Below are 14247 nucleotides of genomic sequence, written 5' to 3' on the forward strand. Positions count from 1 at the left end.
AGCATACGGGGCCATATGCCATCATCTATGATCCGGCGCGGAATATGGGCGATCGGCGCTGCCGTGATCGTCGTCGCGCTGGTCGTTGCCGCCCTGCCGCTGATCGCCTCCACCCGTATCGTGCGCGACCGCATCGCCTGGGAAATGAGCGCGTGGAGCGGCTTCCGTGTCGCCATCGACGGTTCGCCGCGCATCGAGGTCTGGCCGACATTCCGCGCAATCCTGACCGATGTGACGCTTTCACAATGGACCGACACCGAGGCGCCGCCTGTGGTCGAGGCAGAACGGGTCGAGGTCGATCTTTCCGCCATGGCGGCGCTACGCGGCGACGTGGTGTTTTCGACGGCGCGGCTGGTGCGGCCGACGATCCGGGTCCAGCGCACACCTGCCGGCCTTTTCCTGCCCGCTGTCCCCACCGGCGGGCGCATCACGCGTTCCATCGACACGGCGCGCGGCGTGGTCAATGCCGACCCCGCCAAGCCGGACCTCGACAAGCTGCCTACCGACACCTTCGGCACGGTCGAGTTTCGCGACGGCCGTATGGTCGCCTCCATCGGCGGCAAGGACGTCGAGATCCTGAGCAGTTTGAACGGTCAGGCGAATTGGGCGGCGATGAACAGCAATGCGACGCTGTCGGCAACAGGGATCTGGCGGGGCGAAAGCGTCGCGCTGGACGTCGCCTCGGCCAGACCGCTTGTGCTGTTTGCCGGCGGCACGGCGCCGCTGACGCTGTCCTTCAAGGCGGCACCCGCCACCTTCTCGTTCGACGGCACGGCCAGCATGTCTGAAAATACCTATTTCGACGGTCAGGCGAAGTTCTCGGCACCCTCGCTGCGGCGTGTCCTGGAATGGTCGCAGGCCGGCATCGCTCCGGGTGCGGCGATCGGCTCGGTCAGCATTTCGAGCAAGATCACCGCGACCGGCGGGCGCGTCAAGTTCGACAACACGGCGATTGCGCTCGACAACAATCCGGGGATGGGTGCACTGGACCTCTCGCTTGGTGAAGCACAACCGGTAATCTCCGGCACGCTCGCCTTCGACACGCTCGACCTCAGATCGTTTCTGTCAGCCTTCACCCCGCTGGTGCCGACCGGAGGGGCGGGGCCCGGCGAAATCGACACAAGTTTCGCCGACAAGATCAATCTCGATCTCAGGCTGTCGGCAGCGCACGCCACGGCGGGGCCGATCCAGCTCGCCGACGTCGCCGCCACCGCCCAGGTCAAGGATGGTCTGTCCGTCTTCGACATCTCCGATGCCTCGGCCTTCGGCGGCAACATCCAGACCAGCCTTCGCTTCGATCGCAAGCCGGAAGGCTCGCAGGTCGAAATCCGCCTTCTGGCGTCCGACATCGACGGCGGTGCTTTCGGTACGGCGGCAGGGATGACGCGGCTGGTGCCAGTCGGCACGGGCACCGTCTCGGTGATCCTCAAGGGGCCGGGCAGAACCTGGGATTCCATCTTCGACAATGCCGACGGCTCGGTCTCGGCGACCTTCGGGCCGGGTGCGTTGAGCAAGCTCAACCTGCCGGCCTTCCTCAAACATACCGAACAGGGCGGCTTCTTCGCGCTCGACGATGTCTCTGACGGAACATTGCCGATCGACGGCGCCGAGATCAAGGCCACCATTTCGAAGGGCGTGGCGCGGATCGACAAGGCCGAGGCCAATTCAGCGAAGTACAAGATCTGGCTGTCCGGCATCGCGTCCTACGCCGGGCGCGGACTGGCCTTGTCCGGCGGCGTCATTCAGCCTGAGCAGGCGGCAACGCAGGCCAACGGCCAGCAAGGTCCCAACCAGTCGTCGTTCTTCGTCGGCGGGACATGGAGCACGCCGTTCATTTCCCCGATCAGCCGCGGCGTTTCGGGGGAATAGGCCGCCACCGCGCCTCCTATCTTTCACCCGCGCTGCGCGGCCTGCTCGTCGAGCTGGCGCTGCACCTCACGCCGTTTGTTGGCAAGCGAGGCGATGATGACGCCAATCGCCACGACGGCGATCAGAATGGTACAGGCGGCGTTGATTTCCGGCGTCACGCCGAGGCGAACCTGGCTGTAAATCTTCATCGGCAGCGTCGTCGCGCCCGGCCCGGAGGTGAAGCTGGCGATGACCAGATCGTCGAGCGAAAGGGTGAAAGCCAGCATCCAGCCGGAGACGATCGCCGGCATGATAACCGGCAATGTGATCTGGAAGAAGGTCTTCACCGGCGTTGCGCCAAGATCCATCGCGGCTTCTTCCAGCGAGCGGTCGAAGGTCATGAGGCGCGACTGCACGACCACGGCGACGAAGCACATGGTCAGCGTGATGTGGGCGAGCGTCACGGTGAGGAAGCCGCGGTCGAGCCCGACGGCGACAAAGAGCAGCAGCAGCGACAGGCCGGTGATGACTTCCGGCATGACCAGCGGCGCAAAGACCATGCCGGAGAATAGCACCCTGCCCTTGAAGCGCGTGTAGCGGGTCAAGGTGAGTGCCGCCAGGGTGCCCAGCACCGTCGCAACCGTGGCCGAGATCAGGCCAACACGCGCCGTCACCCAGGTCGCGTCCATGAGGCCTTGGTTGTGGAACAGCGAGACGTACCATTTGGTCGAGAAACCGCCCCAGACCGTGACCAGTTTCGATTCGTTGAACGAGAAGACGATGAGCAGCACGATCGGCAGATAGAGAAAGGCAAATCCAAGCACGATCGAGGTGATGTTGAAGCGGCTCCAGGTGGCGTTCATGAGGTCACCTGTCCATTTCCTGAGCGCGCGCCTGGGCCCGCTGGAAGAGCATGATCGGCACGATCAGCAGCAACAGCAGGATGACGGCGACGGCCGACGATACCGGCCAGTCGCGATTGGCGAAGAACTCGTTCCACAACGTCTTGCCGATCATCAGCGTCTGCGATCCGCCGAGCAGATCGGGAATGACGAACTCGCCGACGGCCGGAATGAACACCAGCAGACAGCCCGCGATGACGCCGGGCAGCGATAGCGGGAAGGTGATCTTCCAGAACGCGCTGGTCGGCGGACAGCCGAGATCCTTGGCTGCCTCGATCAGCGAATAGTCCATCTTCTCAAGCGCGGAATAGAGCGGCAGCACCATGAACGGCAGGTAGGAATAGACGATGCCGATGAAGATCGCCGTATAGGTGTTGAGGATGATCAGCGGCTGGTGGATGACGCCGGTGGCGAGCAGCAGCTGATTGAGCAGCCCTTCGGGCTTGAGAATGCCGATCCAGGCGTAGACGCGGATCAGGAACGAGGTCCAGAACGGCAGGATCACCAGCATCAGCAAGGTTGGGCGGATCGTCGCCGGCGCGCGCGCCATGCCGTAGGCGATGGGATAGCCGACGAGCAGTGTCAGGACCGTCGAGACCGCGGCGATGATGACGCTGGTCACATAGGCGTTGAAGTAGAGCGCGTCCTGCGTCAGCCAGGCGTAGTTGTCGAGGCTGAGTTGTTTCAGCTGGGCGAGGAACCCGGAAACGCCGCCGCTGAAATCGAGCGCCGGCGTATAGGGCGGAATGGCGATCGCCGTCTGCGACAGCGAGATCTTGAAGACGATGACGAACGGAATGAGGAAGAAGAACAGCAGCCAGACATAAGGGATGATGATGACCAGTCGGCCAACGAAGGCAGCACCCAGCCTGGCGAGGATGGATTTGCCGGCATTGGTCGTCGGAGAGGCTGATGCGGTGGTGACGGCGGCGCTCGACATGGTCGCCCCTACCGCGTCAGCACGACGCCGGCGTCGGGCCGGAAGGAAACCCAGGCGCGGTCGTTCCAGCTCAACGGATCCTCGGTGATGCGGGCCGCGTTCATGGTGCTGGCGCGCACCACCTGGCCGTCGTCCAGCCTGACATGATAGACGGTCATGTCGCCGAGATAGGCGATGTCGTAGACCTCGCCCTCGATGGCGTTGACCGCCTCGGCCGGCTTTTTCGACGACACCTTGATCTTTTCGGGCCTGATGGCGAAGGTGACGGCCGTCCCGGCGCCGGCCGTCCCGGCATTGTCGGTGCGGATGGTGATGCCGTTGCCGGCGTCGATACTGGCGCTGCCGGCCTCGCCACGCGCGATCTTGCCCTCGAACATGTTCACATTGCCGACGAAGCCGGCGACGAAGCGCGACCCCGGCGCCTCGTAGACTTCGGCCGGCGTTGCCACCTGCATCACCTCGCCCTTGTCGATGATGGCGATGCGATCGGCCATGGTCATCGCCTCTTCCTGGTCGTGGGTGACGACGACGAAGGTCAGGCCGAGGTTCTGCTGGAGGTCCATCAGTTCGAACTGCGTCTCTTCGCGCAGCTTCTTGTCGAGAGCGCCAAGCGGCTCGTCGAGCAGCAGCACTTTCGGCCGTTTGGCGACCGAGCGGGCGAGCGCGACGCGCTGGCGCTGGCCGCCGGATAGTTGGTGCGGCTTGCGCTTGGCGAACTGCTCGAGTTTGACCAGCTTCAGCATCTCGGCAACGCGCGATGCGATTTCGGGCTTCGGCATGCCGTCCTGCTTGAGGCCGAAGGCGATGTTGTTCTCGACCGTCATGTGCGGGAACAGCGCATAGGACTGGAACATCATGTTGACCGGCCGCCGATAGGGCGGGATGCCGCGCAGGTCCTGGCCGTCAAGCAGGATGCGGCCGGCTGTCGGCTCCTCGAAGCCGGCGAGCATCCTGAGCAGCGTCGACTTTCCGCAACCGGAGGCGCCGAGCAGCGCGAAGAACTCGCGCTCGAAGATGGTCAGAGACAGATTGTTGACGGCGGTGAAGTCACCGAACTTCTTGGTGACGTTGTCGAACTGGATGTACGGCTTGGCATTCGGGTCGTTCCACGGTGCAAAATCCCTGCGGATGCTGCCAAGCGATTTCATGTCCCACTCCGTCCTGATTTTCTTGCTTCTTGCCCCAGGTAGAAACGGTCCCGGCAGGTGGCTGCCGGGACCGTGTCGGATTGCTTACTGGCCAGTGACGATCTTGGTCCAGGTGCGCGTGATGACGCGCTGGGTCTTGGGATCGTACGGCGAGACGGTGTAGAGCTTCTTTATGGTCTCGGCATCGGGATAAACCGAAGGATCCTCCAACAATGCCTTGTCGACGAATTGCTGCGAGGCCTTGTTGCCGTTTGCGTAGAGCACGTAGTTCGACGACTTGGCGATAACTTCCGGCTTCATCATGTAGTTGATGAACTCGAGCGCCTCCGCGACATGCGGCGCATCGGCAGGGATCGCCATCTGGTCGAACCACATCTGAGCGCCCTCCTTCGGCACGGAATAGCCGATCTCGACGCCCTGCTTGGCCTCGACCGCGCGGTTGCGGGCCTGGAACACGTCACCCGACCAGCCGACCGCCAGGCAGATATCACCGTTGGCGAGCGCGTTGATGTATTCGGAGGAATGGAACTTCCTGATGTAAGGCCGGACCTTGAGCAAGGTCTCCTCGGCCTTGGCGATATCATCGGGTGACGTGCTGTTCGGGTCGAGGTCAAGATATTTCAGAGCCGCCGGGATGATATCTGCCGGCGAGTCCAGCACGTAGACACCGCAGTCCTTCAATTTGGCCAGGCTATCGGGATTGAAGAAGACATCCCAGCTGTCGATCTTGTCGGTGCCGAGTGCCGCCTGCACCTTCTTGATGTTGTAGCCGATGCCAACCGTGCCCCACATGTAGTTGACGGAGTATTCGTTGCCGGGGTCGTACTTGGCGGTGCGCTCGGTAACCGTATCCCACATGTTGGAAATGTTGGGCAGTTTCGACTTGTCGAGCTTCTGGAACACACCGGCCTGGATCTGGCGCGCGAGGAAGTTGCCGCTGGGCACGACGACGTCGTAGCCGCTGCCGCCGGCAAGCAGCTTGGTTTCCAGGATTTCGTTGGAATCGAAGGTGTCATAGACGACCTTGATGCCGGTTTCCTTGGTGAAATCGTCGATGATCGAACTGTCGATGTAGTCCGACCAGTTGAAGACGTTGACGACACGATCCGCGGCGTGACCGCCGACGGTGAAAAGTGTCAGGAATGCCGAGGTAGCCGAAAGCCAGAGCGCTTTGCGGATCATGCTATTCTCCTTTGATGAGTGTTCCTTCACCGGCTCGTCGCGATATCAGCGCGACCGGCATTTTCTTCAGACTATTGAGCTTTCCAAGGGGCGACAAGCGCGAACTGCCGACACCATGCAGGCGGTTCGATGAGATGGCTCGATGCCCCTGAGGCGGCCTGGGAGGCATACCGTCATAGGCTTTCGCCGTGGCGCGGGCAGAGATACGACGATATGGTCCGGTCTCGATCGGACCGGCTGGGAGACTTGGCAAGATACGCCTGTCTTGTTGTTGCCGTATTCCCAGCCTGCCCGTGCTGCAGCGACGTTGTCAATGGCAAAGCTGCAGGCCGCTTCAATTAGGCGACGGCACCCCGGTGACCCCGGCGCGTTCGGGCCGTGCCTGGCGCTTGAATTCGAGCCCGATATGGACGAGCAGCGCCGTGACCACAACCGCGCCACCGATGATGGTGCGCCCCGACGGCACCTCGGAATGGATGAGCCAGACCCATATCGGACCGAGGATCGGTTCGAACGTGCCGAGCAGCGCCGCGATGGCCGCCGGTATCAGCCGCGCTCCGGTGGCGAAGAAGGCGAGGCCGAGGCCGAGATTGACCACGCCGAAGGCAAACAGAAAGCCCATGTCGCTGACCGACACGGCGAAGGTCGATGCCTGCGAGACGGCAAAGCCGGCCGCGAGCATGGTGCCGAGGCACGTCGCCGGCGTCATGCGCACGCCGGAAAACCGCCGGGTGATGACGGTGGCGACCGAGAACATGACCGCGATCAACAGCGCCAGCCCATCGCCTATGGGCGAGACGGCGCCATCCAGCGATTCCGACACCATGATGGCGACGCCGGTGATGACGGCGGCGATTGCCACCCATGTCGCGACACCAACCCTTTCGCGAAACAATGCCCAGGCAAACAGCGCCGCCAGCAACGGCACGCCGGCCTGCATCAACAGGATGTTGGCGACGGTGGTGTAGGCCAGCGCGACGACAAAGGCTGTGGATGCGGTGGCGAAGCAGATCCCGACGGCAAGGCCGGGCAGACCCATGTCGCGGAACAGCTTCAGCGTGCCACGCCAGCCGTCACGCCAGACCATGAAGCAGACCAGGAAGGCGGCTGCCCAGACGGAGCGCCAGAAAATGACCGTCCAGCTGTCACCGACAGTGATGAAGCGGGCGATGGTGCCGCCGAAACTCCACATCAGCGCCGACAGGAAGACCAAAAGCATGCCGACGCGTTCCTCGCGCGGCGAGACGGCTGGCGATGCGACGATCGGCGATGCGGTATCGATCATGAGCGCGACTGTCGGGCTTTTGTGGACGGGACGATGCGCAAGGGACGACAAAAAGATGCTCTGTTCGCGTAACGCAAAGGCGCAGGCCGGAACTGAGCCAGCGGCCGGCGACAATTGTGGCACCTTGCTCCTATTTCAGAGGAACACGGCTACTGGAAATCGAAGGCACTCAGGCCCGTCACCATCTCGTCGAGGCCGAGCGGGCGCGTCACCGGCGGCTCGGCGCGCGCCAGGCAGCCGACGCGTTCGCAAAGCCGGCAGGCAGGCCCGACCGGCGTCGCCGCGATACTGCCAGCCTTTGCGGTGATTGCCGCACCGGGTAATGCCGCGCCATAGACGATGTCGTCACGAAAGCCGATGTCGCAGCCAAGCAGCAATGCGGTGCGGCGCGGGCGTTCCGAGAACGCGCCTTGCGGCCCTTCCAGTGTGCGGGCGATGCACAGGAACTCGGCGCCGTCGGGCATTTCCACCGTCTCGACAAATATCTGGCCGGGTTGGGTGAAGGCAACATGCACGGGCAGCTTGGGACAGCCGCCGCCAAAGCGGCTTTGTGGAAACCCCTGGCTGCCGGCCTTGCGGAAGCGGTTGCCTGCATTGTCGACCTCCAGCATGAAGAACGGCACGCCGGAGACACCCTGCCGCTGCAGCATGGTCAGCCGGTTGGCTGCCTGTTCGAAGGAGACCCCGAAGCGCGAACGCAGGACATCGATGTCGTAGCGGGCGCGCACGGCAGCCGCATGAAAGGCCTGATAGGGCATCATCAGCGCATGCGCCGCATAACGGCCAAGTTCGAAGCGGGCCAGGCGGCGCGCCTCGTCGGTGCTCAGCTTGAGCGCCTGGATCTCGCCGGCGACCGCGACCGTCATGCGGATCAGGCAGGCCTCCATAGCGACTTCGCGCAACTGGTCGAACGGCGACAGCCGTTCGGACAGGAACAGGCGCTGCGAATGACGATCATAACGGCGGCGCCAGTTCGGCATGGTCGCGACCGGCAGCACCTTGACCACGATGCCATATTCGCGCTTCAGCCAGGCCTTCAGCGCGCCGAACAGATCGTCGCCGGGATCGAGCACCGAGGTGAACGCCGCGGCCTCCTCCTCGAGGGCAGCAAAATGGTTCGGCCGGCGCTCGAAAATCTCGTGCACCTCGTCGATCGGCAGGCGGGCGCCGGAAAGCGCCGTCGCCCGACCTTCGCGCGCCAAAAGCTCGTTGAGATCGGACAGGCGCTCGGCCTGCTCGCGATAGGCGCGGAACAGTTTTATCACCGCCGCGGACGCATTGGGCGCCGCCTCGGCAAGCTCGATCAGTTCCTGATCACCCGGCAACTCGCCGACCAGCAGAGGGTCGGTGAACACTTCCTTCAAGGCAGCGACAGATCCCCTCGCCTCGCCCTGCAGCTCGTGTGGATCGACCTTGTAGACGGAGGCCAGCCTGAGGATCAGCTGCACCGTCAGCGGCCGCTGGTTGCGCTCGATCAGATTGAGATAGGATGGCGAAATGCCAAGACCCTCGGCCATCGCCGTCTGGGTCAGGCCCTTGGCGTTGCGGATGCGGCGGATGCGCGGCCCGGCGAAGATCTTCTGGTCAGCCACGGACTGTCCTTTACAGCATTTACACGAATTTTCTGGGCTTTGGCCTTTTACAACAATGACAAATTTACAATGCACCTCTGTCAAACACAACACAGGTTTTCTCTTATATTCTGCCGGCTTTGTGGATTTATGTGGCTGATTTCGCGCAGAAATGTAAATCCAGTCATACCCAACGACCCCAAATTCTTGACGCCTTGACACAGATCAGCAATCCCTCGGAGTGACCAATGACTGATTTTTACAACCTCGTCCCATCGGCCCCGGAAGGTCGCTTCGACGGTATCGAACGGCCCTACTCCGCGGCGGATGTGAAGCGCCTGCGCGGTTCGGTGCAGATCCGCCAGAGCCTCGCCGAAATGGGCGCCAACCGGCTGTGGAAGCTGATCCACGAGGAGGACTTCGTCAACGCGCTCGGCGCCATGTCCGGCAATCAGGCGATGCAGCAGGTGCGCGCCGGGCTGAAGGCAATCTACCTGTCGGGCTGGCAGGTTGCCGCCGACGCCAACACGGCTGGTGCGATGTATCCGGACCAATCGCTCTACCCGGCCAATGCGGCGCCCGAACTGGTCAAGCGCATAAACCGCACGCTGCAGCGCGCCGACCAGATCGAGACCTCCGAAGGCAACGGGCTTTCGGTCGAGACCTGGTTCGCGCCGATCGTTGCCGACGCGGAAGCCGGCTTCGGCGGACCGCTCAACGCCTTCGAAATCATGAAGGCCTTCATCGAGGCGGGCGCCGCCGGCGTCCACTATGAGGATCAGCTTGCGTCGGAAAAGAAATGCGGCCATCTCGGCGGCAAGGTGCTGATCCCGACCGCGGCGCACATCCGCAACCTCAATGCCGCGCGCCTGGCGGCGGACGTGATGGGCACGCCGACCCTGGTCGTCGCGCGCACCGATGCGGAAGCCGCCAAGCTGCTCACCTCCGACATCGACGAACGCGACCAGCCTTTCGTCGACTACGACGCCGGGCGCACGGTGGAAGGTTTCTACCATGTCAGGAACGGCATCGAGCCCTGCATCGCCCGCGCCATCGCCTATGCGCCTTACGCGGATCTGATCTGGTGCGAGACCTCGAAACCCGACCTGGCACAGGCCAGGAGATTCGCTGAGGGCGTGCGCAAGCATCATCCCGACAAGCTGCTCGCCTACAATTGCTCGCCCTCGTTCAACTGGAAGAAGAACCTCGACGACGCGACGATCGCCAGATTCCAGAAGGAGCTCGGCGCCATGGGCTACAAGTTCCAGTTCATCACGCTCGCCGGCTTCCACCAGCTCAACTATGGCATGTTCGAGCTGGCGCGCGGCTACAAGGCACGGCAGATGGCGGCCTATTCCGAGTTGCAGGAAGCGGAGTTCGCGGCCGAGGCCAATGGCTACACCGCGACCAAGCACCAGCGCGAGGTCGGCACCGGCTATTTCGACGCCGTGTCTATGGCGATCACCGGCGGCAAGTCGTCGACCACCGCCATGCATGAATCGACCGAGCACGCGCAGTTCAAACCAGCCGCGGAATAGCGGACCGCAGAAATACAGAGGGAACGCCCAACAGGGCTTGGAACACAAGGAGAAGACCAATGGCATCGATAAGCCGCGTCAAGGAACGCGCCGAGGAACAGTCGACGACGATGAGCGTCGACCAGCAGGCGACGATCCGCATGCTGGCCAACGACCTGCACCGCCTCAACCAGTCGGTGATGAAGGCGGTCGAGGCGGGCGTCTCGGTCGAGCTCGTGCGCTCGGCACGACATCACGGCGGCGACGGCAACTGGGGCGATCTGCTGATCCCGGTCATCGTCACGCAGCAGAGCCACGGCTGACCGAATCCATGCAACCGACCCTTCACCTGCGCAGCCTCTACGCAGGTGAATTTTCTTTTCATCAAGCTCACGTGTGGACAGTTGAGTACAGTAGCGTTGCTTGAAATTCACTGCTCCCGGCGATGATTTAGGGTACTTTTATTTCAACTTGACATAGGCTCCGATCTCACGCCAATTGCGCTCCGGATTCAACTCTGCATTGAAATAGGGGCGAGCTTCTTGGCCGACTTGTGTGCCCGGTGAACCGCGAAGGCGAGACTCCAAGACATCCGAATCTGGCGACCCGTGACTCGAGCGCCGAGGCGATCCGTGATCCGTCGCAGGTGCTTGTCGTCGGGAAATCGCCAATCAATCGCGTGGTGATTTCAAAGATCGTCGAGCGATCCGGGCTCAAGCCGATTTCGGAATCTCCCGACACGGCGGCAAGGATCTTGCGGTCCCTCATTCCCGGTGTGGTTGTCCTTGACGGCGGCGCCGACAACAAGGACTGCGAGAACCTGATGTCCAGCATCGCCGCGTTGCGCCGCGCCTCGGGCAAATCGCTGCCACCGGTAATCCTGCTGTCAACCAAGAATGGCGCGACGGAAAGTCTGGGCCTGTCTGGTATCATCGACGTGGTGGTCGCCAAGCCGATCACGCCCGAACGGTTGCAACCGGTGATCGATCGCCTCATCGGCCGCTAAGCTAATTGCGGGAAAGTGTGTAACGGTTTTCCGTCCGGAATTGAGCAAATTAGGTAAGGCCCGGCAATCACGGATCGATGATGCTTTCGATCAATCCGGGCAGTTGTCCGAGATCGGATATCTGGCGGAACCTCGATTCGGTTACCGGCGCTTCGACATGCTCCAGCACCCAGGTCAGTTCGTGCGGCACATGGACACCCCAGCCGCCGGCCTCGATGGCCGGCACCACATCCGACTTCAGCGAGTTGCCGACCATCATGCTTTTCGCGGCACCATCGCCGTGGCGGCTGAAGATCCTCCTATAGGTGGCGGCATTCTTGTCGCTGACGATCTCGACCGCGTCGAACAGATCGCCAAGGCCAGAGCCAGCCAGCTTGCGCTCCTGATCGAAGAGGTCGCCCTTGGTGATCAGCACAAGCCGGAATGCGCCGGCAAGCTTTTCGACCGTCTCGCGGGCGTGCGGCAAGGCCTCGATCGGATGACTCAGCATTTCGCGGCCGGCATCGAGAATCTCTGCTATGACCGAGGCCGGTACGCGGCCTTGCGTGACCTCGATCGCCGTCTCGATCATCGACAGGGTAAATCCCTTGATGCCGAAGCCATAGACGGCGAGGTTGCGCCTTTCGGCCTCCAGCAATCGTGCCGAGATATGCTCGGCTTCGCCATGGTCGACGAGCATGGCGGCAAAGCGCTTTTCCGTCAGCCGGAAGAACTGCTCGTTCTGCCACAGCGTGTCGTCGGCATCGAATCCGATCGTCGTCAGTTTGCCGTTGGGCCGCATTCAATTTCTCGATTAAGATTTGGGCCTCGATTGGAATTGCAACGGCCGAAACTAGGCCGATTGGCGTGATTTTCAACCGCACCGGCCAATGCCCGACGCGGCTCCCCTTCCCTTCCACAGGGGGGCACGGCTATACTCCACAATCCGCAACCCAATCTGGTGAATGATGCCGCCTGCAAAAAAGGAAGTCCGTCCGTCGAGCCGCGGAGGACGTGTCCGTACGCCTGCCTTCGTGAAAAACCAACGGGGCGTCAAGAACTGGAAGGAAGTCAGCGCCTGGCTGGAGTGGCGCGGCATCGAGGATATCGAGTGCATCACGCCTGATCAGGCCGGCGTCGCGCGTGGCAAGATGATGCCGTCGAAGAAATTCACCTCCAACACCTCGCTGGCGCTGCCGTCGGCAGTTTTCATGACAACGATTTCCGGCGGCTACCCCGAGGATGGCAACGGCTTCCATTACCCGGAAGACGACGGCGACCTCAAACTGATGCCGGACCTGTCGACGCTGACGGTGGTGCCCTGGGAAGAAGACCCGACGGCCGCGGTCATCTGCGATCTCGTCCACCAGGACGGACGCTCAGTCGAGTTCACGCCGCGCAACGTGTTGAAGCGTGTGGTGGCTGCCTATGACAAGCTCGGCCTGAAGCCAGTGGTGGCGCCCGAGATCGAGTTCTACCTGGTGCGCAAGAATCCCGATCCGGACTATCCGCTGACCCCGCCTGTCGGCCGGTCGGGACGCGCGATCGGCGGCGGCGCCGGCTATTCGATCGCCGGCGTCAACGAATTCGACGAACTGATCGACGACATCTACCATTTCTCCGAAAGCCAGGGCCTGGAGATCGATACGCTGATACACGAGGAAGGCGCCGGCCAGTTGGAGATCAATCTGCGCCACGGCGACCCGATCGAACTGGCCGACCAGGTGTTCATGTTCAAGCGCACCATTCGCGAGGCGGCGCTGAAGCACGAGATCTACGCCACCTTCATGGCCAAGCCGATCCAGGGGCAACCCGGCTCCGCCATGCACATCCATCAGTCGATCATCGACAAGAAGACTGGACAGAACATCTTTTCGGCCGCTGACGGCTCGGAAACCGACGATTTTTTCCACTTTATCGGCGGCATGCAGAAGCATGTGCCGAACGCGCTGGTGATGTTCGCGCCCTACGTCAATTCCTACCGCCGGCTGACACAGGCGGCGTCGGCGCCGGTCAACAACAAATGGGGCTATGACAACCGCACCACGGCATTTCGCGTGCCACGTTCGGATCCGGCGGCTCGGCGCGTCGAAAACCGCATCCCGTCCTCCGATGCTAACCCCTATCTAGCGCTTGCGGCATCGCTTGCCTGTGGGCTGATCGGCATCACCAACAAGATCAAGGCCGAGCCTCCCGTGCTGACCACCGCCAATGCCGACGAGATCGACCTGCCGCGCGGCCTGCTCGAAGCCGTCGACCTGTTCGAGGGCGACGAGGAACTCTGCGCGCATCTGGGCAAGTCCTTCGCCGCTACCTACGCGGCGATCAAACGGGCGGAGTTCGAGACCTTCATGGAAGTGATCAGCCCGTGGGAGCGGGAGTATCTGTTGCTGAATGTGTAGGGGAGTAAGGGGGCAGTAGGCAGTAGGGCAGTAGGGCAGTAGGGCAAGGATGGCGGCCAAGATTGAATCGTACAGGGATTTAATTGTCTGGCAGCAAGCTATGGATCTGGCGGTATCGATCTACGAAACAACCAGAGCTTGGCCAAGGGATGAGCTCTACGGACTGACGACTCAGGTACGCCGTGCAGCCACCTCCGTTCCCGCCAACACTGCCGAAGGTTACGGGCGAGAAAGCCGAGCTTCCTATCAGCAATTTCTCAGGATCGCCCAGGGATCCCTCAAGGAACTGGAGACCCATCTGCTGATCGCGCAACGCGTCGGAATCGCCTCGCACGAGACGGTCGAACCACTGATGACCCGCAGTGAGAGCGTAGGAACGCTCTGGTTGTGTGCGTCAAGTTCTGCAAAATGGGCGATCATGAAGCTGGTCATGCGGCTTGGCGTAGAGCGAGCTTCTTGTGCTCGCG

The 14247-nt window shown here is 62.3% G+C and carries 12 protein-coding genes and 1 pseudogene; 6 read left to right on the forward strand and 7 right to left on the reverse strand.

The genetic code is table 11. From position 1 onward, the window contains the following. The first annotated feature begins 15 nt into the window (after positions 1-15). On the forward strand, positions 16-1869 hold the full coding sequence (locus NKI69_RS19955; RefSeq protein ID WP_023809175.1) for an AsmA family protein: 1854 nt from the start codon (positions 16-18) through the stop codon (positions 1867-1869). 23 nt (positions 1870-1892) lie between these two features. Here NKI69_RS19955 and NKI69_RS19960 read toward each other — a convergent pair whose 3' ends face one another. The 6 genes from NKI69_RS19960 to NKI69_RS19985 all read right to left on the reverse strand — a co-directional run bounded on the left by NKI69_RS19960 (position 1893) and on the right by NKI69_RS19985 (position 8897). Beyond that, a complete protein-coding gene (locus tag NKI69_RS19960; protein ID WP_013530251.1) occupies positions 1893-2711 on the reverse strand; it encodes an ABC transporter permease in 819 nt (272 codons plus the stop codon). Positions 2712-2715: 4 nt separating this feature from the next. Next, positions 2716-3690 carry an ABC transporter permease subunit gene (locus NKI69_RS19965; RefSeq protein WP_023809176.1) on the reverse strand — a complete coding sequence of 325 codons (975 nt, stop codon included), beginning with the start codon at positions 3688-3690 and terminating at the stop codon, positions 2716-2718. Positions 3691-3698: 8 nt separating this feature from the next. Next, a complete protein-coding gene (locus tag NKI69_RS19970) occupies positions 3699-4838 on the reverse strand; it encodes an ABC transporter ATP-binding protein (protein WP_013530249.1) in 1140 nt (379 codons plus the stop codon). 84 nt (positions 4839-4922) lie between these two features. Continuing rightward, a complete protein-coding gene (locus NKI69_RS19975; protein ID WP_023809177.1) occupies positions 4923-6020 on the reverse strand; it encodes a polyamine ABC transporter substrate-binding protein in 1098 nt (365 codons plus the stop codon). Positions 6021-6354: 334 nt separating this feature from the next. Then, the gene (locus NKI69_RS19980) at positions 6355-7305 is read right to left on the reverse strand and encodes a DMT family transporter (RefSeq protein WP_023809178.1); all 951 of its coding nucleotides are present in this window, start codon (positions 7303-7305) and stop codon (positions 6355-6357) included. A 149-nt stretch (positions 7306-7454) separates the two neighbouring features. Then, the gene (locus NKI69_RS19985; RefSeq protein WP_023809179.1) at positions 7455-8897 is read right to left on the reverse strand and encodes a helix-turn-helix domain-containing protein; all 1443 of its coding nucleotides are present in this window, start codon (positions 8895-8897) and stop codon (positions 7455-7457) included. A 227-nt stretch (positions 8898-9124) separates the two neighbouring features. Here NKI69_RS19985 and aceA point away from each other — a divergent pair, with 227 nt between their 5' ends. The 3 genes from aceA (at position 9125) to NKI69_RS20000 (ending at position 11399) form a co-directional block, all read left to right on the forward strand. After that, on the forward strand, positions 9125-10414 hold the full coding sequence (gene aceA / locus NKI69_RS19990; protein WP_023809180.1) for an isocitrate lyase: 1290 nt from the start codon (positions 9125-9127) through the stop codon (positions 10412-10414). A gap of 59 nt (positions 10415-10473) precedes the next feature. Further along, positions 10474-10716, forward strand: a complete 243-nt coding sequence (locus tag NKI69_RS19995; RefSeq protein WP_006202762.1) for an SMc00767 family acetate metabolism repressor — start codon at positions 10474-10476, stop codon at positions 10714-10716. A gap of 230 nt (positions 10717-10946) precedes the next feature. Then, positions 10947-11399 carry an ANTAR domain-containing protein gene (locus tag NKI69_RS20000; protein WP_023809181.1) on the forward strand — a complete coding sequence of 151 codons (453 nt, stop codon included), beginning with the start codon at positions 10947-10949 and terminating at the stop codon, positions 11397-11399. A 67-nt stretch (positions 11400-11466) separates the two neighbouring features. On the opposite strand, the gene NKI69_RS20005 is transcribed toward NKI69_RS20000, so the two are convergent. Next, the gene (locus NKI69_RS20005; RefSeq protein WP_023809182.1) at positions 11467-12180 is read right to left on the reverse strand and encodes an HAD family hydrolase; all 714 of its coding nucleotides are present in this window, start codon (positions 12178-12180) and stop codon (positions 11467-11469) included. A 163-nt stretch (positions 12181-12343) separates the two neighbouring features. On the opposite strand from NKI69_RS20005, the gene NKI69_RS20010 reads away from it, so the two are divergent. Then, entirely contained in the window at positions 12344-13780 is a 1437-nt protein-coding gene (locus tag NKI69_RS20010) for a glutamine synthetase family protein (RefSeq protein WP_023809183.1), read from the forward strand. A 49-nt stretch (positions 13781-13829) separates the two neighbouring features. Continuing rightward, positions 13830-14162, forward strand: a pseudogene (locus NKI69_RS20015) (four helix bundle protein); the annotation flags it as partial. Positions 14163-14247: the final 85 nt, after the last annotated feature.

This window comes from Mesorhizobium sp. M0491, assembly GCF_040321265.1.
In the GTDB taxonomy this organism is placed as follows: Bacteria; Pseudomonadota; Alphaproteobacteria; order Rhizobiales; family Rhizobiaceae; genus Mesorhizobium.